At 42.4% G+C, this 19,663-nt stretch carries 15 protein-coding genes and 1 pseudogene; 10 read left to right on the top strand and 6 right to left on the bottom strand.

The window, feature by feature from the left end; translation table 11 throughout:
• The first annotated feature begins 36 nt into the window (after positions 1 to 36).
• The 4 genes from HC643_RS33160 to HC643_RS33145 all read left to right on the top strand — a co-directional run bounded on the left by HC643_RS33160 (position 37) and on the right by HC643_RS33145 (position 3,712).
• Complete coding sequence (locus HC643_RS33160; RefSeq protein ID WP_038073426.1) at positions 37 to 735, top strand: class I SAM-dependent DNA methyltransferase; 699 nt, start codon at positions 37 to 39, stop codon at positions 733 to 735.
• Positions 736 to 882: 147 nt separating this feature from the next.
• Positions 883 to 1,164 carry a type II toxin-antitoxin system TacA family antitoxin gene (locus HC643_RS33155; RefSeq protein ID WP_038073428.1) on the top strand — a complete coding sequence of 94 codons (282 nt, stop codon included), beginning with the start codon at positions 883 to 885 and terminating at the stop codon, positions 1,162 to 1,164.
• Positions 1,165 to 1,458: 294 nt separating this feature from the next.
• Entirely contained in the window at positions 1,459 to 2,058 is a 600-nt protein-coding gene (locus HC643_RS33150; RefSeq protein WP_038073431.1) for an arsinothricin resistance N-acetyltransferase ArsN1 family B, read from the top strand.
• 55 nt (positions 2,059 to 2,113) lie between these two features.
• The gene (locus HC643_RS33145; RefSeq protein WP_038073434.1) at positions 2,114 to 3,712 is read left to right on the top strand and encodes a flavin monoamine oxidase family protein; all 1,599 of its coding nucleotides are present in this window, start codon (positions 2,114 to 2,116) and stop codon (positions 3,710 to 3,712) included.
• Between the two features lie 844 nt (positions 3,713 to 4,556).
• Here HC643_RS33145 and ftsH3 read toward each other — a convergent pair.
• From ftsH3 to HC643_RS33130, 3 genes are all read right to left on the bottom strand, one after another.
• On the bottom strand, positions 4,557 to 6,401 hold the full coding sequence (gene ftsH3, locus HC643_RS33140) for an ATP-dependent zinc metalloprotease FtsH3 (protein ID WP_038073243.1): 1,845 nt from the start codon (positions 6,399 to 6,401) through the stop codon (positions 4,557 to 4,559).
• A gap of 82 nt (positions 6,402 to 6,483) precedes the next feature.
• Positions 6,484 to 7,308 carry an aminotransferase class IV gene (locus tag HC643_RS33135; RefSeq protein WP_038073247.1) on the bottom strand — a complete coding sequence of 275 codons (825 nt, stop codon included), beginning with the start codon at positions 7,306 to 7,308 and terminating at the stop codon, positions 6,484 to 6,486.
• 68 nt (positions 7,309 to 7,376) lie between these two features.
• A complete protein-coding gene (locus HC643_RS33130) occupies positions 7,377 to 8,165 on the bottom strand; it encodes a hypothetical protein (protein ID WP_038080406.1) in 789 nt (262 codons plus the stop codon).
• A gap of 359 nt (positions 8,166 to 8,524) precedes the next feature.
• Here HC643_RS33130 and HC643_RS33125 point away from each other — a divergent pair, with 359 nt between their 5' ends.
• The gene (locus HC643_RS33125) at positions 8,525 to 9,823 is read left to right on the top strand and encodes a hypothetical protein (protein WP_038080409.1); all 1,299 of its coding nucleotides are present in this window, start codon (positions 8,525 to 8,527) and stop codon (positions 9,821 to 9,823) included.
• A 127-nt stretch (positions 9,824 to 9,950) separates the two neighbouring features.
• Here HC643_RS33125 and HC643_RS33120 read toward each other — a convergent pair whose 3' ends face one another.
• Together HC643_RS33120 and HC643_RS33115 are read right to left on the bottom strand one after the other, a co-directional pair.
• On the bottom strand, positions 9,951 to 10,352 hold the full coding sequence (locus HC643_RS33120; RefSeq protein WP_038080411.1) for an HNH endonuclease: 402 nt from the start codon (positions 10,350 to 10,352) through the stop codon (positions 9,951 to 9,953).
• On the bottom strand, positions 10,349 to 10,711 hold the full coding sequence (locus tag HC643_RS33115) for a hypothetical protein (RefSeq protein ID WP_038080413.1): 363 nt from the start codon (positions 10,709 to 10,711) through the stop codon (positions 10,349 to 10,351). Before HC643_RS33115 ends, HC643_RS33120 begins: the two co-directional genes overlap by 4 nt.
• 263 nt (positions 10,712 to 10,974) lie before the next feature.
• On the opposite strand from HC643_RS33115, the gene HC643_RS33110 reads away from it, so the two are divergent.
• From HC643_RS33110 to HC643_RS33090, 5 genes and pseudogenes are all read left to right on the top strand, one after another.
• Positions 10,975 to 11,553, top strand: coding sequence for a hypothetical protein (locus tag HC643_RS33110; RefSeq protein WP_038080415.1), 579 nt, complete (start codon positions 10,975 to 10,977; stop codon positions 11,551 to 11,553).
• A 113-nt stretch (positions 11,554 to 11,666) separates the two neighbouring features.
• Positions 11,667 to 12,044, top strand: a complete 378-nt coding sequence (locus HC643_RS41730) for a hypothetical protein (RefSeq protein WP_237266000.1) — start codon at positions 11,667 to 11,669, stop codon at positions 12,042 to 12,044.
• Between the two features lie 422 nt (positions 12,045 to 12,466).
• A complete protein-coding gene (locus tag HC643_RS33100) occupies positions 12,467 to 16,456 on the top strand; it encodes a Pls/PosA family non-ribosomal peptide synthetase (RefSeq protein ID WP_038080421.1) in 3,990 nt (1,329 codons plus the stop codon).
• Between the two features lie 52 nt (positions 16,457 to 16,508).
• A pseudogene (locus HC643_RS33095) lies at positions 16,509 to 17,300 on the top strand (M55 family metallopeptidase).
• 158 nt (positions 17,301 to 17,458) lie between these two features.
• Complete coding sequence (locus HC643_RS33090) at positions 17,459 to 18,358, top strand: undecaprenyl-diphosphate phosphatase (protein WP_038080423.1); 900 nt, start codon at positions 17,459 to 17,461, stop codon at positions 18,356 to 18,358.
• A 59-nt stretch (positions 18,359 to 18,417) separates the two neighbouring features.
• Here the strand turns inward: HC643_RS33090 and HC643_RS33085 are convergent, their stop codons facing one another.
• Entirely contained in the window at positions 18,418 to 19,632 is a 1,215-nt protein-coding gene (locus tag HC643_RS33085; RefSeq protein WP_038080425.1) for an acetate kinase, read from the bottom strand.
• Positions 19,633 to 19,663 lie beyond the last annotated feature (31 nt).

Raw genomic sequence — 19,663 nt, 5'->3', positions numbered from 1 at the left:
ATTGCATAAATACCACCCACTCCTTATTTTGAAATAATGACAGATAGTATTCTTCAGGAACAAATTGCCTACTACAGTGCAAGAGCTAACGAATACGACGAATGGTTCTACAGAATTGGACGTTACGATCGCGGAGAAGAACTCAACCAGCGCTGGTTTAACGAAGCTGGTGTCATCAGAAATGCTTTGTACCAAATTGGTAATGTAGAACGCGTTCTAGAGTTAGCCTGTGGTACGGGAATTTGGACTCAAGAACTTTTAAAGATTGGTCAGAAAATTACTGCACTTGATGCTTCAAGTGAAGTGATTGCGATTGCTCGCAGCAAAATAGGTGCTGCTAACGTCGAGTATCAGCAAATCGATTTATTTAATTGGGAACCCAACACTGAGTACGATTTAGTGTTTTTCTCCTTTTGGCTTTCTCACGTACCACCAAATTTGGTTGACTCATTTTTAAAAAAAGTCTATAAAGCGACGCACAGAGGTGGGCAAATTTTTATTGTTGACTCTCGCTTCGAGTCAACATCAACAGCCAAAAATCATGTATTAGAAAACGATGGGAATATTTACATCAATAGAAAATTAAATGATGACCAAGAGTTTAAGATTGTTAAAATTTTTTATTCTCCCGAACAGCTTCGTGGCAAGTTAATACAAGCGGGCTTTGAAGTAGATGTTAAGGTCACAGATAACTATTTTATTTATGCAAGCGGGAGCAAAAGTGAGACTCATTGATATCCTAACTTTACTGGAGCAAGCTTGATGTTAGAACCCTGGTAAAGGGAACAATCGGCTTTTGGGTACAACCAAATTTAAATAAATTGCAGCCTTCACTAGTGGGGTGTACATTGGGCATATAAAGACACCTATAGGAGAAAAACTATGTTTGAGGTAGCAGCCGCTACGCCAAAAGAAACGCGGCTTTCCATTCGCGCAACGGAGCCGGAAAAGGCAATACTGGCAGAAGCCGCACGAATACGGCACACGAATGTCAGCAAGTTTGTGCTGCAAGCATCGCTTGATGCCGCAAATGCTATTCTCATGAATCAAACCGAGTTTCGCTTGCCGCCCGATCGCTGGGAAGCGTTCTGCGAACGTCTTGACGCGCCGCCGAAAGTCGTTCGAGCGCTACAGCAGCTCTTTAGCGAACCGGAACAGTTTTAACGCAAAGTGAGCTTCAAGGATATTCGACAATCGCTTGAAGCGGCAAGATAAATTTTCAACGCAGAAATTTTGATTTTTGCGATGCTTAGAAATAGCTGTAGCTGTAACTGTAACGGCTTGCACAAATGCACTCCCTTTTCTCAAAGCACTTGCCAACTCTTAATAAAGAAATGGCGCTACCCTAAGTTAAGAATAGCGCCATTTCTTTATTAAGTTCAGGGATAATATATCGTTTTATAAAAATCGTTAAAAGATAAGCTTTATAGAAATTAATCAGATAAGAACTCATCAATTGTGAAAGCTACAATCCGATTAGCCAATGAAAATGATGCATTCCAAATGCTGTCAATATATGCACCTATTGTCCGTGAAACGCCAACTTCTTTTGAAGTGGAACCTCCAAGTGAAGCAGAATTTAAACAACGGATCAAGGATTATCAAAAGCGACTGCCTTGGCTTGTCTGTGAACTTGATGGAGAAATTTTAGGTTACGCTTATGCTAATCCTCATCGAAGTCGTGCAGCATATCAATGGTCTGTAGAATCATCAGTGTACGTCGCTGCGAAGCACAGGAAAAAATCAGTGGGTAAAGCTTTGTATGCTTCTCTATTTAAAGTGCTTCAAGTTCAAGGGTTTTACAATGTCTTCGCAGGAATTGTCTTACCCAATCCCGCAAGTATTGCTCTACATGAAGCATTCGGTTTTACGTTAGTAGGTGTTTACCGGGCAGTTGGTTATAAGCTGGGACAGTGGTATGATGTTGGTTGGTGGCAATTATCTCTACAACACGAGCGATCCGAACTCGTGAACCCACCGCTTTCTTGGCAAGAAGTTGAGAAATTGCCTCTATGGAATGAAGCACTCAGAAGTGGTCTGAACTTCCTGCGGGTTTAAGGCTGCTTTTAAGGTATATTTCTTGATTGAAAAGCAAAACATAAAGGCATACCCAATGTCAAGATCGGCGTTGATGGCATCATTGCGGCGAGCTTATAAAATCACCAGGGCATCGCTAAAAACAGGGATTCGAGCAGATGAAATAGCTGATATTGTCCGCGACAAGATGACTCGCCGCCGTCTCATATATGGCGGTTTGGGATTGGCAAGTGCTATGAGTGCAATGATGTGGGATGGAGAACGAAGTTCTGCTGCATTTGCCAAACTTCCTAAAGTTTTAGTCGTAGGTGCGGGAATTGCTGGGCTTGTTGCGGCTTACCGCCTTTCTCAAGCTGGAGTCCCTGTAGATATTATTGAAGCTAGAAATCGTGTTGGCGGACGCATACATACGCTGCATAATGTTGCCGATCTTTCTATACCTGTAGATTTGGGGGGAGAATTTATTGACACTCATCACACAAGTTTACGCAATTTGGCAAAGGAATTAGGTCTGGAGATTGTTGATTTGTATGCTATAGATAGCAATTTGACAGAAGGAATATCGTATTATGATGGAAGTCTAATTTCAGAAAAAGAAATACAACAGTGGTTACCGCCATTGGTACAAAAAATAGAACGAGATTTGGCAGCTTTTGGGAAAACGCCTGTAAATTACCGTACAAAGAATCAATTGGCTATTCAATTAGATAATATCTCTATCACTCAATATTTAGAGGAAGCCAAAACTCATCCAATTCTTAAAGCCATAATTGAAAAAGCTTACACAAGTTTATACGGTCAGGAAACCGAAATTCAATCTAGTTTAAATATGTTGTTATTTATTGGTACGGATGCTAACAGCTTCGATCCAATTGAAGAAAGTGATGAACGGTATCAGATCGTTGGTGGAAACGATCGCATCATTCTTTCTTTATCACAATTCCTCAAAAATTCTATTGAACTAGAGACAGAATTAGAAGCGATCGCTACTCAAAGTGATGGTAGATATCGGGTGAGTTTGCGCTCTGGAAACCGCTCTGTTGAAAGAATTTATGAGCGAGTTTTGTTGGCACTACCATTTAGTACTTTGCGTAATGTCTCGTTAAATGTAGATTTGCCAGACTTGAAAAAGAAAGCGATCTTAGAATTAGGTTATGGTAACAATGCCAAATTAATTACTGCTTATCAAGAACGGATTTGGCGCACGCGGTACAAATCAACTGGATTTGTCTCTACTGACTTAAACTTTCAAACAATCTGGGAGTCATCTCATTATCATAAGGGTTCAAGTGGTTTACTCACCAATTTTACTGGCGGTCAAAAGAGTTTACCATTAGGGCTAAATTCACCGGAAATTCAAGCTCAAAAACTTCTCTCCCAATTGGAAAATATTTTTCCAGGAATTGGTAGTATGTATCGGGGTCAGCCTGTTTGTGCTTATTGGCGTCGGGAACCGTATACGAGAGGCTCTTATGCTTGTTACCTTGTGGGACAATGGACAACAATTGCAGGAGTTGAACAACAACGGGTGGGGAATTTATTTTTTGCTGGCGAACACTGCTCCCAATTGTTTCAAGGTTATATGGAAGGTGGTTGTAGAACGGGAGAAATGTCAGCTGCGGATATTCTGCGTTCTATGGGTTTGAAAAAGAGAGTTTCTGTAACAGAACATTGAATGAAGCCTTTGTATGAGCATTAATACACCGATTGCGTATTTACAGTCATATCATGTTCGGTTGAACACTTGTAATTACCCGAACTTGATATCAATCATCTATCTACACACGAATCTTGTAGCAAAATAAATCCCCCAAACTTTAGCTTGAGGGAAATTTAACATGATGCATAAGACTAAGTTTAAGTGTTGCAGCCTATACAAATATTAGCTTCCTACCTTTGGCAGAGAAAATTAGTCATTTTGATTGAGTTGCACGGGGGTACAGTTGGGAGCATCCCTAAGAGTGCCAATTGCCTTCAGACTTCCTGAACCAATTGATTTTTAGGATTGCTCTCTCATCACTTTTTCTTCCTCATCTCTCCGCGTCCCCGCGTCCCCTGGTCTCCGCGTCGCACTTCGAGCGTGCCATTCGGGGTAACCCCCCTTCGGGTATCTCAGGAGCGGAGACGCTACGCGTTGCGAAGCTATGCCCGCAACGGCTTACGCCAGTCCCCAGGGCGTGGGAAACCCACCTACAGGACTGGTCTCACAGTCGCCAGGGCGCGGGAAACCCGCGCCACTTCTCTCAACGGGGGGAACCCCCGCACGAGAGTGGCTTGCCTGCAGCACTGGACTCACCGCCTGTAGGGCTGGTCTCACTATTAGCCATTAGCCATTAGCCATTAGCTATTAGCCATTAGCTATTAGCCATTAGCAATCCAAATTTTTTACAAATGATTTAGGATTGCTATAACAAATTATAAAAAAATCAGGATAATTCAAAAATTACCCTGATTCGCATCGATTAAGAAGTAAAAACTAAGATTTATTTAAATCTTAAATCTTAAATTTTTACTTATAACTATGCAAAAGTTGCAGTTTTAACGTCATTGCTAGCAAGTACGTCTTGCAACTCTTCCGCGTCTACAGTTTCTTTTTCAACTAGCATTTCTGCAAGTTTGTCAAGAATGTGGCGGTTGTTTTCCAAAACTTCTTTAGCGCGTCGGTAAGCTGTTTCTACTAACTGGCGAACTTCTTCATCAATAGCAGCTGCAGTTTCTTCTGAAAAGTCGCGCTCTGACATGATGTCCCGACCGAGGAACATATTGCCTTGCTGGCGTCCGAGAGCAACTGGTCCAAGACGATCGCTCATCCCAAAGCGTGTTACCATTTGGCGGGCAACACGTGCAACTTGTTGCAGGTCGTTAGAAGCACCAGTGGTCACTTCTTCTTCACCAAAGATTAATTCTTCAGCAATGCGACCACCCAAAGCAACTGCCATCTGATTTTCCAGATAAGCACGGCTGTACAAACCAGTATCCATCCGGTCTTCACTGGGGGTGAACCAAGTTAAACCACCTGCACGTCCGCGAGGAATGATGCTAATCTTCTGCACTGGATCGTAATCTGGCATCAAAGCACCAACGAGGGCGTGACCTGCTTCATGATACGCAACTAATGTTTTGCGCTTTTCGCTCATGACGCGATCTTTCTTCTCTGGACCAGCCAATACGCGATCGATGGCATCATTAATTTCATCCATCGAAATTTCACTTAAATTTCGACGTGCTGCTAGGATTGCAGCTTCATTCAACAGGTTGGAAAGGTCTGCACCAGTAAATCCTGGGGTACGACGGGCAATTCTTTCCAAGTCCACATCTTTTGACAGGGTTTTGCCACGGGCGTGAACTTTGAGAATTTCAACTCGTCCGGCGTAGTCTGGGCGATCCACGACGACTTGACGGTCAAAACGACCGGGACGCAGTAATGCAGCATCCAATACATCGGGACGGTTGGTAGCAGCAATAATGATGATACCAGTGTTGCCTTCAAATCCGTCCATCTCAGTTAGTAACTGGTTGAGGGTTTGTTCCCGCTCATCGTTACCACCACCTAAACCTGCACCTCTCTGACGACCTACGGCGTCAATTTCATCGATGAAGACGATACAAGGAGCATTGGCTTTTGCTTGCTCAAATAAGTCGCGGACTCGGGACGCACCTACACCCACGAACATTTCGACGAACTCAGAACCAGAGATGGAGAAGAATGGTACACCAGCCTCGCCTGCTACAGCACGTGCGAGCAAGGTTTTACCAGTTCCAGGAGGACCAACTAGCAACACGCCTTTGGGAATTTTGGCTCCAACAGCAGTGAAGCGATCGGCATTTTTCAAAAAGTCTACAACTTCGTTTAGTTCTAGCTTTGCTTGGTCGATACCAGCAACATCGTTAAATGTTACTTGGGTTTGTGGTTCCATTTGCACTCTGGCTCTGGACTTACCAAAGTTCATGGCTTGGCTACCAGGTCCATTCTGAGCGCGACGCAACAAGAAAAATAAACCAACCAAAAGCAATACAGGGAAAAATAAGCTACTGAGTGCCTTAAACCAAAATCCTTCGTCGGTTTGAGGCAAAACAGTGATATCTACTTTGTATTGAGTCAGAGTATTGATCAGGTCAGGGTCATTGACTAAGGTGACTAGCTTCTTGTTCGTGTCATTTTTGGTCATGACAAGAGCTGTAGACCGATCTGCGCTCAAACTAACTTTTTCTACATTACCATTTTGAACTTCTTGAATAAATTGGCTGTACCGCCATGTTTCTCTGCTTTGTGGTTGTTTGTCAAAAAATGCTGTCCCAAGGGCTATGACAACAATAAATAGCAGCGCGTACAGCCCCGCATTTCTCCATCGTTTATTATTCACCGAGGCAAATCCTCCTAATTGTCTTCTTGTGCGATCGCGTCTCTGTAAAGAGATGAGATTTTAAGAAATATATTAACTTATCTTAAGTTATACCAAATTTTACTCCTATAGTGCTAATAAAAAACATCCGCAGTTGTTGAAAACATGGATGGTGCGGATTATATTCTAGCTTTCCTAAAGGCGAGCTAACGGTATGTACCGGGACGGTTTCCACTACACTGTTGCTGTAGGCAAGCGCTTCAAACTTCCTGACTAGGTTCGGCGTCCAAGGTTCCTCTCTCACCACCAGCCCCTCTTGGCGAAGCCATTTGACCAGTTCTCCTCTCATAATTCCCGGTAAAATCTCCCCTGTTGCAGGTGGCGTCCACCAACTTCCATCCAACCAACCCCAGAGATTTCCCGTACTTGTTTCCAACCAATTGCCTTGGACATCCACTAATATCGCTTCTTGTGCATTTGACTGTTGAGCGATAGATTTTGCCAACCATGCACCTAAATAATTCCCGTTTTTGCGATCCGGAAGACAGCGAGAAAATTCTGGTTTTGCAAGAACTGCCAGTATACCATGACTTTGCTTTTCTATCAATCCTTCTGGGAGATCTCTACCAATTATCCATTCTCTCCCATCGGGAAAGACCGTAATTCTCAAAACGGGAAAGTGAGCGGCGAGCGATAAAGCACCTTGACGCAACCTTTCTTCACTTGGCAGTTGCCAACCAAAAGATTCCAGACTCGACTTTAAGCGATCGCAATGCGCCCGCCAGTGAGTTAACCTGCTCTCAAGAGAGCGATCGTAAACTCGTAATGTTGTAAAAACCGTTGCTCCATAGAGTAACCCCGGCTCGTCAATTGCTAACTCTATAGTTGGAGACTCGATTAACTGACCGTTATACCAGTAAATTTTCATGAATTATAAATTTATTATGTATTCATAATTCATAATTCATAATTCATAATTCATAATTCATAATTCCTTCAATCTTTTTTAGGAAGTTTAATTTTGTGAGTACCATCAGGATTTTCAGTAACGTCACCACCTAAAGCTTTAATTTCAAGAATAGCTCGCTGACGAGTTTTTTTATCCACTTGATTGTTTAATACCATCACCCAAGTTGCTATCCTCGCATATGTACTATCGGGATTGCGCTCTAAAAACTCCGCAGTCTTCTTTGAGATTGCTCTAGCGTGTTGGCTTTCTTCATCGGAATGATAACTTGCCCAGTCCGCTGACTTTTCAAATGATTGTCGTGCTTTTAAAGCTTGCCCTAAAAACAACAACTCATCAATACCTTTATACCGCCAAACATAATAAGACTTTGTAGGAGCAAAAGGAGATAGAGATTTTAACCCTTTCTCCATTAACTTAATAGAAAATTCCGGCATGGCGGCATACATAGAAGTACTGGTAGAAAGCCCCAAATAAGCATTTATAAATCGAGGATCGCGTGCTAATATGATTTCAAAGTATTCCGGGCTTAAATTATAACCTGTCTTTGAACGAACTTCATCGTCCCCAAAATATTGGAGAAACCAGAGATAGGCAAAATTGGCTATGACATTATCATAGCCAAAACTAGGTATTTTCTTAATTAAGTTTAGACGAGTTCTTTCTAAATCAAGTTCTCTCTGTAAAGTTTTGACTGACACTGTTTTGTTGGTATGAAGCAATTTTTGCATGCGTGGTATTTGGAGCGAACTTACTCCTAACAAGCACAAACAAGTGGCAAAAAAGAGAATGAAATTTCGACCGGGTAGAAGAAACATTTTAGTTAACTGACAATAATAGGGTGGCACTATAGGTAAATAGTTCCCCGAAATCGTCCTAAAATAACAGTAATGTAAAAATCGCACCCACTGCGCGTTCTCACTATAGGAGCAACGGGGGGCGCGATCGCTTTTGCCTGGTGTTTGTCGCTCCCTGGGAAGATTGTAGCGATGGGCGGTATTGGCAATGATAGAGGCTGATTCCTGATGTAGCGTTATTTTATATTTTTAAGTGATGGTATTGCTCTTAATTTGCTGTTGGGTTTTATCATAAAGCAGAACAATTGCAGATCTAGCACAGCATTGACAAATTACCAATAGGGCGTCAATAATTCGTAAATTGATATCTCTGTTTGTTTATGAATTCTACAAAAAAGGTTTTTTCCTATTCCTTGCTATCTTTGTTACTATTTAACAATATTTTAACTTTTCATCAAAAAGCTATTGGTTCTCAATCTATTACAGATAAACCTAATTTAGAAAAAAGCTTGCTTGAGGAACAAAACCGAATTGCTCAAGGTCAAAAGAGAATATGCCTTCGGAGTTTCTGTATTGATAAAAGTTCTTTCACAGAGACTTTTTTAGCAAAACAAATACGAGTGCTTGTTGAGCAAAATGCCCCAGTTACGGCGAATAGCAATAACCTTTATCCTTTGGTATCCTCACTACCGGGTGGTTCGTTTCGTCCTAACATCCTTGATTTAGAAGGTGCTTCTCCCAAGCAAATTTTGCCTGCTGGTGATTATGTGATTCCAGTAAAGGTTTATTCTTTACAAAGAGTCGCAAGCAGCCCTAACGGACATCGTTATTTATTGGGGAGATATGGCGGTAGCCGCAAGGAAGTTCTTGCCGCACTAAACCGATCTGCGGCGAGTTCCGATGTTTCTCAAAAGGACTTGCAAAACCTTTCTTGGGCGGTACAAGCTGGAGCATCATATAAAGATATGCCTGCTGAAATGCAAGCTTTGGTAAATAAATTGATTCCTCAATATCGTTCTGCTTTAAAACCGGGTTGGTGGGAAGAGATCGAACAGTTATGGAATCAAAGTTCTCAAGCATTGCACTTGCATTCCTTGCAAGAGTTTCTTACAAGGAACCTTGGGGACACGGGGCGTAGCTTATTTGCCATGAAACAGGTACGCGATCGTCTTGTAGCAAAGGGAGGGAATTGGCGCAATCTAGCCGATCTTTTTTTGATTAATGATGGGACAGCAGGAGCGGGGAATGTTTTAGAGACTCCATGGAGTCAGGTTGGTGAGGGAGTCTATGCCCGTTTTGTCACGGAAGGTAATGCAAATGACACTGGTTTGCTGCAGTTGCGTATTATGGATGGCAAAGTTGCCCAGAAAGGGATGACTAATGGAAATAAAGGGATACCACTGCTACCAATTATTGCCCGTGCCATGACAGTTTATGAACTCTACCAGATAATTACCACATTGGTTGCATTGCCTGAAGGAAATAAAAATATTCAGCCATTGACGATGTCGCCAGATCTGTTTTCAGTGACAAAAGATCTTGTAGAGATTGGGATAAAATTTTGCGAGCGTAGAAGCGCACCGAGAGGAAGATTGTTAAAGGCAATGAATATTTTATGTAGTATTGCCGGGGAAACACCTCGCATTACAAAATTAAAAGTCAAAGAATTTCATCATTAAGCGTGAAATTTTCGTAGGTTGGGTTGAGGAACGAAACCCAACATATCGAGAAATGTTTTCTTGCAGTTAAAAAGTAGGGAACTGTTGCCAGAAAGCTTACAAAGCTTGTATTGAGATTTGTAGAGACTTATGGAAACAAACCTAAACGAATCCACAGTTGTCGTGCGGTAACCTGTGGTTGGCTGTTCATCTCTAAACTATTAACACTAGTTCTCCCAATTGCAGTTATTCCCACAATCATTCCAGATGTTGCATCCACTTGAAAATGGTCATCCCATTGGTCTTGCCTGGGATGAAAGAGACGAACTTCGGTATTTGAGTCAGGGTCAACTCCGCTTGTACGATTACTTTTATGGAGATTGCAGGAACGACAAGCAAGCGCTAAATTTTCCTCAGAATCAGTACCTTGCTTACTCAGTGGTATGATATGCTCGACTTCAAAAGGCAAGTTGAAGACAAGTTCTGGGGCATGGCAATATTCGCAGCGATGACCAGCTCGTTTAGAAACTAATGTATACTTTGGGTTCATTGGCTTTGCTGTTGTAGTAATGAAGCTGTTCTGGCTGTTGCTGCTTTGAGTTCTGCCTCAACAAGATTATCTAGCTCTTGTTGTAGTTGGTGTGAAAGCTCTAGTCCTTCATCGCGTGCAGTTCTCCACATATCCATGAGTTCGGATAAACGCTTTTGTTGCTCAATACCGAAGAACTGGTCAGGATGAAAACTTTGAAGCAGTAGTAAGGCACTAAATTCATTTTCACCCAATTGAGCGGTTAAAGCATCCAATGCCTGTCCCGCAGTTTTACCAATCGAGTACTTATCACCTGCAACAGCACGGTAGGACTTTTGACCACTGGCATCATATATGGGTAAAATGGCTACTGTCGTCATATTCTGCTTCAAAATTGCTTGTTTACTAATTATAGTATTTTGCTAAATTTTGAGATAAATTTAGGCGTAGAAACCAAACTTTTACATTGACAGTGACTTGGCATTTTAACTGGCTTTCAAGGCTGCAACTCAAGCCCAAGATTCTGGGGAAAAACTTTTCATTGCTTGAATTTGCAAAATCGCAGACTAGATATTTTTGTCCAGTATACAAGTTCTGCTGAAGATTTATTAGAATTTGCCGGAACTTAAGAAGTTCAATAGTTTTGATAGTTTTAGATTTTACCCAACTGAAAACAGAAGCTTCAGAGAAAGTTAAAAAAGAAGTTCAAAAAATTATTAAATTACGTGGTGTAGAAACTTTATACGAGTTGATTAATAAAGTCGATCGGCGACGTGAAGGTGATATGAGTACAGAGCAAGTAAAGCAATTTGTCGCTGCTGAATTTGGTATTGGTGAAGCTAGCGAGCGCGAGCGCGTGTTTGAAACTTCTGCCCGACGAGCTTTTACCTCTGCAAACTTTTTAATGGAATTACAGCGAAATCCTGATGTTCTCATTACCCATATGAAGACAGTCAATGCTTTGGCTCAGGAAGTTTTTGCTATGGACTGGGAAGAGGAACTTGAAGAAACAACTACAGAAGATTTACAACGAAAAGCAGAGAGATTATGGAAAAAATCAGGATTCGATCTCTTTTTAAAGAGATCGATTTCAGCATTGATGGAGAAAGCAGCGCCTCGTTGTATCAAATCTGCACTCAATATTGCTCATAGTTATCTTACGGAATTAAGTAACGATGTTCAACTTCGTAACAGTGCAGAAAGACCAGAAAAAACAAACTGAATAAAAAGATAAATTGGTTAAAGAACTAAGGAATTTTATTATAGAATCTGATGATAACATCAGTAAGATAAATACCTATCTAAAATTTACAGATAGTTTAATGATATAGAATTATGAGCAATATTTCTTCTTTTCACGAATTGAGCGATCGATTACAACTTTCGTCTACTCACCCTTCTAATCATTGTCTTCAAAACTTGCAACTTCGATTTCCTGTAGTTGGAGACAAAGCCTTAATTGACCTTATCAATGGTATTCAAGTTAGCAAGGATATTATCCGCTATCGCAAAAATCGCGGTTGGATTGGTCAATTATTTGATAAGCTTGATGGTAGCGATCGCATTACCGAACTGAAACAGCGTGGTTATGAAGATGCCAAACGCTGCTTAATGCCAATTATCAAAACTTTTAAAACTGTTCAAGACCAGCGCGACTCTCATAATTCATTGGTTAATTCTACACAGCATCTGCTGAACGACCCACCCCTTTAAAAAAACCCCACTTCTATCTTTATGCGAGTCAGGAAGCTGCATCAATAGTTGGTGGGACTGTGACTAGTGGTTCACCGCACTGATTTTGATTGGCTGTCACTTCGTTCCCAGGCTCCGCCTCCAGTGGTGCGCTCTACAGAGCCTCACCGACTGCGTTCCTAGGTTCTACCCAAGTATGCAAATTTTTCTTCCCGATCCCCTAAACTTTAACGTTTATTTTTTCATTTCACCATTTTAGCAATCTTTCTAAGTTCTTTACAATTACTTCCTATCTTAAAAAACGACGTATTTGTAGGACGAAAAACTACTAAACATAGGTACTTTATGCTTATGAAGAATTCACTGGATAATTTTCAGGAGAATTTTAACTCGCATTCGGCATTAGTAAATAAGGCTTCTAAACTCAAGAAATTTTTTGTTAAATGAAAATTACACATAGATATCCAAAGACACATTACTACTCCAGCACAGTAAATTCAATCAATCTTCAATTTGATGAGGTAGGTATACCACCACAACGTTTGCACTACTTTTTTGAAAGACGATGTGATGCACAACCTGATGCGATCGCTCTAATCTGCGATAAAGAGCATTTGAGCTATGCCGAACTGGACACACAGGCGAATAAATTGGCTAACTACTTTTTGCGCCAAGGTCTCGGTTCTGGTAACAGAATAGGTATCTTATTGGAACGTTCAATTAACACCTATGTAACACTGCTAGCGATACTTAAGTGCGGTGCTGCCTTTGTACCTCTCGATCCATCCTTTCCCCAAGACCGAATAGGCTTCATTGCTGAGAACGCATCCCTAGATTTGTTAGTAACCAGCACTGCTTTCAGCAGTATCAGCACGTGTACGAGCTGTAAGGTGTTAGTTCTTGACACTGTAGTTGCTGCGATTGCAATTCAGCCAGCAACGCGTATTGCAATTCCAGACACAGCCGACGAACTTTGTTACATTATCTATACTTCAGGCTCTACTGGTCGCCCCAAAGGTGTTGCAGTCAATCATTCCAATATCTGTAATTTTCTCACGGTCTGCACGCCGATCTATGGTGTTTGCGCTCGGGATCGCGTCTACCAAGGTATGATAATCGCCTTTGATTTCTCTATTGAGGAAATTTGGCCTACCTTTATCGTTGGTGCAACGCTAGTGGCAGGTCCAACCAACCATCAACGCCTTGGCTCTGAGCTTACCGATTTTCTGATTGAGCAGGCGATAACGGTGATGTACTGTGTCCCTACACTATTGGCTACTATCGATCGCGATGTACCTTTATTGCGGACTTTAATAGTAGGTGGTGAAGCCTGCCCTCAATATCTGGTACAGCGGTGGAGCCGAGAGAGTCGGCGCATACTTAACACTTACGGTCCGACTGAGACAACAGTCACTGCACTCTGGACGGAATTACTTCCCAATCGAGCCGTGACAATTGGCAGACCCCTACCCACATATAGCGTCTATATTCTGGACGAGGAATTGCATCCAGTCCCTGTAGGGGAAGCGGGGGAAATCTGCATTGGCGGTATTGGGGTTGCCCAAGGTTACGTTAACTTGCCAGAACAAACCTCTGCCAAGTTTATCTGCGATCCATATGAGCAAAACCGTCCCCAAGCGAAATTATATCGGACGGGCGATCTCGGACGAGTCACACTGGACGGTGAGATTGAATATTTAGGACGTATTGATACTCAAGTTAAGATTAGAGGCTACCGCATTGAATTGACAGAAATTGAGACAGTGTTGCTGGAAACTCCAGAAGTTGAAAATGCCATTGTTTCTTTGGTGTCTATTAACGCGACTGTTCAGGAATTGGTCGCCTACATTACACTACGCGTTCCTGTTACCGATTCTCAAGAATTAAAAAAATGTTTGCATACAGCGTTGTGCCAGCGCTTACCTAATTATATGGTGCCAGCGTTCATCGAAATTTTAGACGCAATACCAACGCTACCCAACGGGAAGGCAGATCGCTCGAAGTTGCCTGCTCCAACCCAGAGAATGCAAAGCCATCATCGTACCGAGTCTCATGCACTGCCCTCCTTATCAAAAGAGGAATCGGCGATCGCCAAAATTTGGCAAAACCTCTTTCCCTACACCAAAATTTCTGTAGACGATGACTTCTTCCTCGATCTGGGAGGGCATTCACTTTTGGCTGCCAATCTAGTGTCTCAATTGCGAGAACAACGTGAATTTGCTCACGTCTCCATGCTCAATGTCTACCAATGCCCTACCATTGCTAAATTAGCTGCCCAGTTAAAGGAACAACCCGCATCCACAAAAGTTCCAGCGAATTCCTGCTTCCATCGCCTGAGCCACAGACGCTACCTAAAGTGCGTAACTCTTCAAGCGTTGGGACTGATAGTGATTCTATTTTGCTTTGCCTTACAGTGGTTGTTACCTTACTTAACCTACAGTTGGATGCAGGAGAATGGTGCCAGCAATCTTGAGTCCGCTTTAGTGTCCGTCGTCGCTTTAGCAGCAATAATTCCTTTAATGCTTGGGTTTTCTATTGCTATGAAATGGATGCTTGTAGGTCGAGTCAAGCCAGGAAAGTATCTGCTCTGGGGCAATTTTTATTTACGCTGGTGGTTTGTCAAAAACTTACTATCGATTACACCATTGCATTTTTTGAGTGGTACCCCCTTACTCAATATCTACTACCGACTGCTGGGTGCTAAAATAGGCACCAATGTTTACCTGAGTTCGGTCAATATTGATGTTCCTGACTTGGTGAGCATCAGTGCAGATAGTACTATTGGCTACGATGCAGGATTGTTAAATGCTACGGTGGAAGAGGGTTGGCTGAAAATCGGTTCTATTAAAATTGGCAATAGTTGCTTTGTTGGTGCCAGTTCTGTAGTCAGCGCAAACACTGTTATCGAAGACAATGCCAGTCTGGAAGATTTATCAATGTTGCCTCCACAGCACCGGATTCCAGCCGGGGAGGTTTTTGCCGGTTCTCCAGCTGCTAAAGTTGGAGTCAATTCAAGCAAAGCGATGACCCGTCCCCCTCGGCTGCGACGAATTTATTTTGGTACTCTCCAAGCAATTCTGTTGCTGACCCTGCCTATTTTGGAACTCACACCGATTCTTCCTGGAGTCGAATATATGTACACCATTAGTGATGAGCGACATTGGCTGCTGTTTTCTCCCTTGATTGCCTTATCGTTTATCATTTTGATGGCACTGCAAATTGCTGCACTTAAGTGGTTAATTGCCGGACGTGTCAAACCCGGTTCCTGTCGCCTAGACAGTCATCGTTACCTAAAACTGTGGTATGTAGATAAGCTGATGGCATTAAGCCTCGATATTATTCGCCCGCTTTACGCGACGTTGTACCTGCTGCCTTGGTATTGCTTGTTGGGAGCAAAGTTAGGATGGCAGGCAGAAATCTCTACACCATCGTCTTTGGTTCCCGATTTAGTCAATATTGGCAGCGAAAGCTTTATCGCAGATGGTGTGGTTATGGGTGTACCAAGAGTTGAGCGGGGACAGATGTATTTGCAATCAATACAGATTGGCAAACGTGCCTTCATTGGTAACAGCGCTCTACTTCCCGCAGGTTCGATTATTGGTGATGACACCCTCATTGGCTGTATGTCTGTTCCTCCCGCAGATCGAACCTTAGTTGCTCAACCCAATACCTCCTGGTTCGGTTCTCCAGCCATTAACCTACCACAACGGCAGATTGTCCGGAATTTTTCACTAGAATCAACCTACAAACCGACGTTCAGTAAAGTACTGCAACGCTTGGGTTTTGAGACAGTGCGAGTGTTGTTCTCTCTTACCTGTATTGTCGCCCTTAGCTCAGTTTTAATTGATACAATGATCGATTTGAACGATGATTGGAATGAATGGATATTGATACTCATGTTGCCATTCCTATATCTTGGTTTTGGACTAGCAGCCACAGGAATTACAATCATCGCTAAATGGTCGATCGTCGGTAGGTATCGACCAACAGAACGCCCCTTGTGGTCTAACTTCGTGTTTCGCTCGGAACTGGTTACCTGTATCCATGAAACTTTAGCGGTTCCTTTACTGGTAAATATGTTGCAAGGCACTCCCTTCATTAACTGGTATTTTCGCTTAATGGGAAGCAAAATTGGTAAACGGGTTTACATGGATTCTACAGATATTACTGAATTTGATACGATTTGGGTTGGCAATGATGTAGCACTGAATAGTGATTGTGGCTTACAAACCCATCTGTTTGAAGATCGCGTGATGAAGATATCGACTGTGACAATTGGCGATCGCTGTTCGGTAGGTAGTAGTGCAATTGTTCTCTACGATACTGTGATGGAACCAGATTCCAACTTGGGCAATTTATCCATGCTGATGAAAGGTGAATCTTTGCCTGCTTTCTCCTCTTGGGTTGGTTCTCCTGCTCAAGCTTATGAGTAAAAGAGATTGTGTGGCACGATGATGCTAGCTAGACGGCCATTTCTCATATCCTATGAAAGTTTATATTAGCGCAGATATTGAAGGAATTAGTGGAATCAGCCACTGGGATGAAGCGACTCAGGGTCAACAAAACTAAGATATCTTTCAAGAGCAAATGACTCGTGAAGTCATCGCAGCCTGCGAGGGAGCAATAGCAGCTGGTGCAACTGAAATTATCGTGAAAGATGCTCATGATACAGCCAGAAATCTTGACCCCTATCGATTGCCTTATCCAGCACAACTTATCAGAGGATGGAGCGGACATCCTTACAGCATGGTTCAAGAATTAAATAGCAGTTTTACTGCTTTAGTTTTAATTGGCTATCATTCACGGTCTGGATATGGTAGTAATCCCCTCGCACATACTTTAAGCGAGGAATTAAACCAGATTCTGCTCAATGGTCAAGCGATCGCTGAGTTTCATTTAGTAGCGATGACTGCTGCTTATGAAAAAGTTCCTGTCGTATTTGTGTCTGGAGATTCTGGTCTATGTCAAGATGTAAAAGTTTATGACAAAAACATCGAAACAGTTATTACCAAAAAGGGAATTGGTGAGTCAGTATGGGGCATTCATCCAGAAGAAGTTGTTAGGCAAATTCAAGCAGGTGTAAAAAGTGCATTGCAATATCAAATTCCGGTCAAACCTTTACCCGATTGTTTTCAGCTTGAAGTCGAATACAAGCATCCACCAGATGCTTACGAAAATTCCTTTTATCCAGGAGCAAAACTACATGGAGAACAATCGGTTCTCTTTGAAACACATGATTGGTTCGAGGTAATACGCGCACTTTCCTTTATTGTCTGAGGGATGTCCAAGAAATAAATTATTCATCTTATGGTACGGGCGTCCTCGCCCGTCACTTACAATTGTCTCTCTAGAAGCCTCCACCACAAAAGAAAGTGGAATATTTTTTCTCTGGAAGTCCTTAATATCGTTTCTATTTAAACTATCTCCACAATGCCATGCTTTCTTTATTATTATCAACTGCTGCTTGTCCGAGCGACATCGATTTAGGTTTCGTAGAGTTAGGTTGGTTTAAGGTAATTGTTTTGGGAATCGTACAAGGGATTACCGAATTATTACCAATAAGTAGCACAGCTCATTTACGGATTATCCCCGCTTTGTTGGGATGGAAAGACCCTGGAAGTGCTTTTAGTGCAGCCATGCAGTTAGCAAGTATTGCGGCTGTAATTAGTTATTTTTGGTACGACCTCAAGAAAATGACGGGTGCAACGGTAAGAGCGATTTCAGAACAAAACTATCTAGATCGATACTTTCGCCTTGCAGTTGGAGTATTAGTTGGCACAATCCCTATTTGTATCTCAGGTCTTTTGCTGAAAAAAACTCTTAATGCTTGTAACTCTCCTTTTCGCACTTTAGCTGTAGTTGGATTAGCATCAATTGTTATGTCATTGTTACTGGCAATCGCGGAAAAAATCGGCAATCGCGATCGTGATTTTAATCAGTTATCATGGAAAGATGGCATTTGGGTTGGAATTAGTCAAGCTTTAGCTTTAATTCCAGGAGTCTCCCGTTCTGGTTCTACCTTAACGAGTGGATTATTCTTAGGAATGGAGCGAGAAACTGCTGCTAGATTTTCATTTTTACTTGGGTTACCAGCCGTTGTATTAGCCGGAGCATTAGAATTACATACCCTCTTTAAAGCTGGACTCAATCTTAATGGTTGGATAACTTTAATAATTGGGCTAATTACAGCTAGTCTTTCTGCCTTTGCTGCAATTTATGGTCTACTTCGTTATTTAGAGAAGCACAGCACTTGGGTGTTTGTTTGGTATCGCTTCGTTATGGGAATATTTTTGCTTATTGGAATAACTGCTGGCTTTTTGAGCGATCGAGTATAAATTGTGCGAGCGGGGACGCCCGCACCACAAGATGTTATTGTTACCCCTTGCAAAGTTTGCTACTTTACCAACCGCCAACATTCGCGAGCAATTTCCCAATCTTCCTCTGTATGAATCACCAAAACTCTCACTGCTGAATCTGGAGTAGAAATATCAGTATCCACAGGCTTGTGCTTGTTCTTTTCTTTATCTATTTTTAAACCCAAAAATCCAAACGCTTCACAAGTGACTTCCCTGAGTACAGCATCATTTTCCCCAACACCCGCAGTAAATATCAATGCATCCAAACCCCCCAAGCTAGCAAGCATTGCACCAATGTACGATCGCAATCGATGGACATACACATCAAAAGCAAGTTGAGCGCGGGAGTTCCCTTGAGAAATTTCTTGGCGAATCTGTCGCATATCACCAGACACACCAGAAATCCCACGCAAACCAGAAGCTTTATTCAAAACATTATCTAACTTATCAGCAGAATAGTCAGATTGCCGTAAAAGATGAATGATGATCCCCGGATCGACTGCTCCAGAACGGCTACCCATCATCAATCCATCTAAGGGCGTGAAGCCCATTGTCGTGTCTATACTGCGACCATCTTTTACTGCTGCTAACGAGCAACCGTTCCCTAAATGACAGGTAATCAACCGCAACCCCGCTAAATCCCGACCCAGGATGCGAGCCGCACGCTGAGTGCAATACTGATGACTGATACCATGAAACCCATAACGACGAATCCCTTGTTCTACCCATTCATAGGGACCGGGATAGATTGCAGCTGCATCAGGTATTTGAGCGTGAAATGCAGTATCAAAAACTGCGACTTGGGTAATGCCTCCCAAATTTTGCTCGATGGCTTCTATGCCTTCTAAATTGACTGGATTGTGTGCTGGAGCTAGGGTTGCCAGACGAGCGATCGCGCCTTTTACATCCTCAGTAATCACCACACTTTCACGGTAATCTTCTCCACCATGTACCACTCGATGTCCCACCACCTTAATGTCTGAAGGCCGATCGATCACCTGAGTAGAGCCGCTGTACAGCGTATCGAGCATACGAGCAACAACCTCAGAGCGGGAGTTTGAGGGAATTTCTTCTTCTAGTGTTGCTCCCGTTGCTGTCTTAACCTCAATTTCTGCAAATCCTTGATGGTGAGTCCAATCCACTTTTGCTTCCCAGAGTGGTTTGAGAGGCTCTTGAGGAAAGGTATCACCAGCAATGTCGTACAAACAACTCTTTTGGCTGCTAGATCCGGCGTTCAGTACCAGTATTTTCATAATCAGCAAATCCTCATTGTTACACAGAGGT

The organism is Tolypothrix bouteillei VB521301 (assembly GCF_000760695.4).
GTDB lineage: Bacteria > Cyanobacteriota > Cyanobacteriia > Cyanobacteriales > Nostocaceae > Scytonema > Scytonema bouteillei_A.
The sequence above is the reverse complement of the archived record's forward strand: the minus strand, read 5'-3'. Positions and strand labels throughout refer to the sequence as shown.

Excerpts from the sequence above, each read along its gene's own strand:
- HC643_RS33160 (WP_038073426.1), top strand. The coding sequence starts at position 37 with ATGACAGATAGTATTCTTCAGGAACAAATTGCCTACTACAGTGCAAGA.
- HC643_RS33155 (WP_038073428.1), top strand. The coding sequence starts at position 883 with ATGTTTGAGGTAGCAGCCGCTACGCCAAAAGAAACGCGGCTTTCCATT.
- HC643_RS33145 (WP_038073434.1), top strand. The coding sequence starts at position 2,114 with ATGTCAAGATCGGCGTTGATGGCATCATTGCGGCGAGCTTATAAAATC.
- HC643_RS33135 (WP_038073247.1), bottom strand. The coding sequence starts at position 7,308 with ATGAAAATTTACTGGTATAACGGTCAGTTAATCGAGTCTCCAACTATA.
- HC643_RS33130 (WP_038080406.1), bottom strand. The coding sequence starts at position 8,165 with ATGTTTCTTCTACCCGGTCGAAATTTCATTCTCTTTTTTGCCACTTGT.
- HC643_RS33125 (WP_038080409.1), top strand. The coding sequence starts at position 8,525 with ATGAATTCTACAAAAAAGGTTTTTTCCTATTCCTTGCTATCTTTGTTA.
- HC643_RS33120 (WP_038080411.1), bottom strand. The coding sequence starts at position 10,352 with ATGAACCCAAAGTATACATTAGTTTCTAAACGAGCTGGTCATCGCTGC.
- HC643_RS33115 (WP_038080413.1), bottom strand. The coding sequence starts at position 10,711 with ATGACGACAGTAGCCATTTTACCCATATATGATGCCAGTGGTCAAAAG.
- HC643_RS41730 (WP_237266000.1), top strand. The coding sequence starts at position 11,667 with ATGAGCAATATTTCTTCTTTTCACGAATTGAGCGATCGATTACAACTT.
- HC643_RS33100 (WP_038080421.1), top strand. The coding sequence starts at position 12,467 with ATGAAAATTACACATAGATATCCAAAGACACATTACTACTCCAGCACA.
- HC643_RS33090 (WP_038080423.1), top strand. The coding sequence starts at position 17,459 with ATGCTTTCTTTATTATTATCAACTGCTGCTTGTCCGAGCGACATCGAT.
- HC643_RS33085 (WP_038080425.1), bottom strand. The coding sequence starts at position 19,632 with ATGAAAATACTGGTACTGAACGCCGGATCTAGCAGCCAAAAGAGTTGT.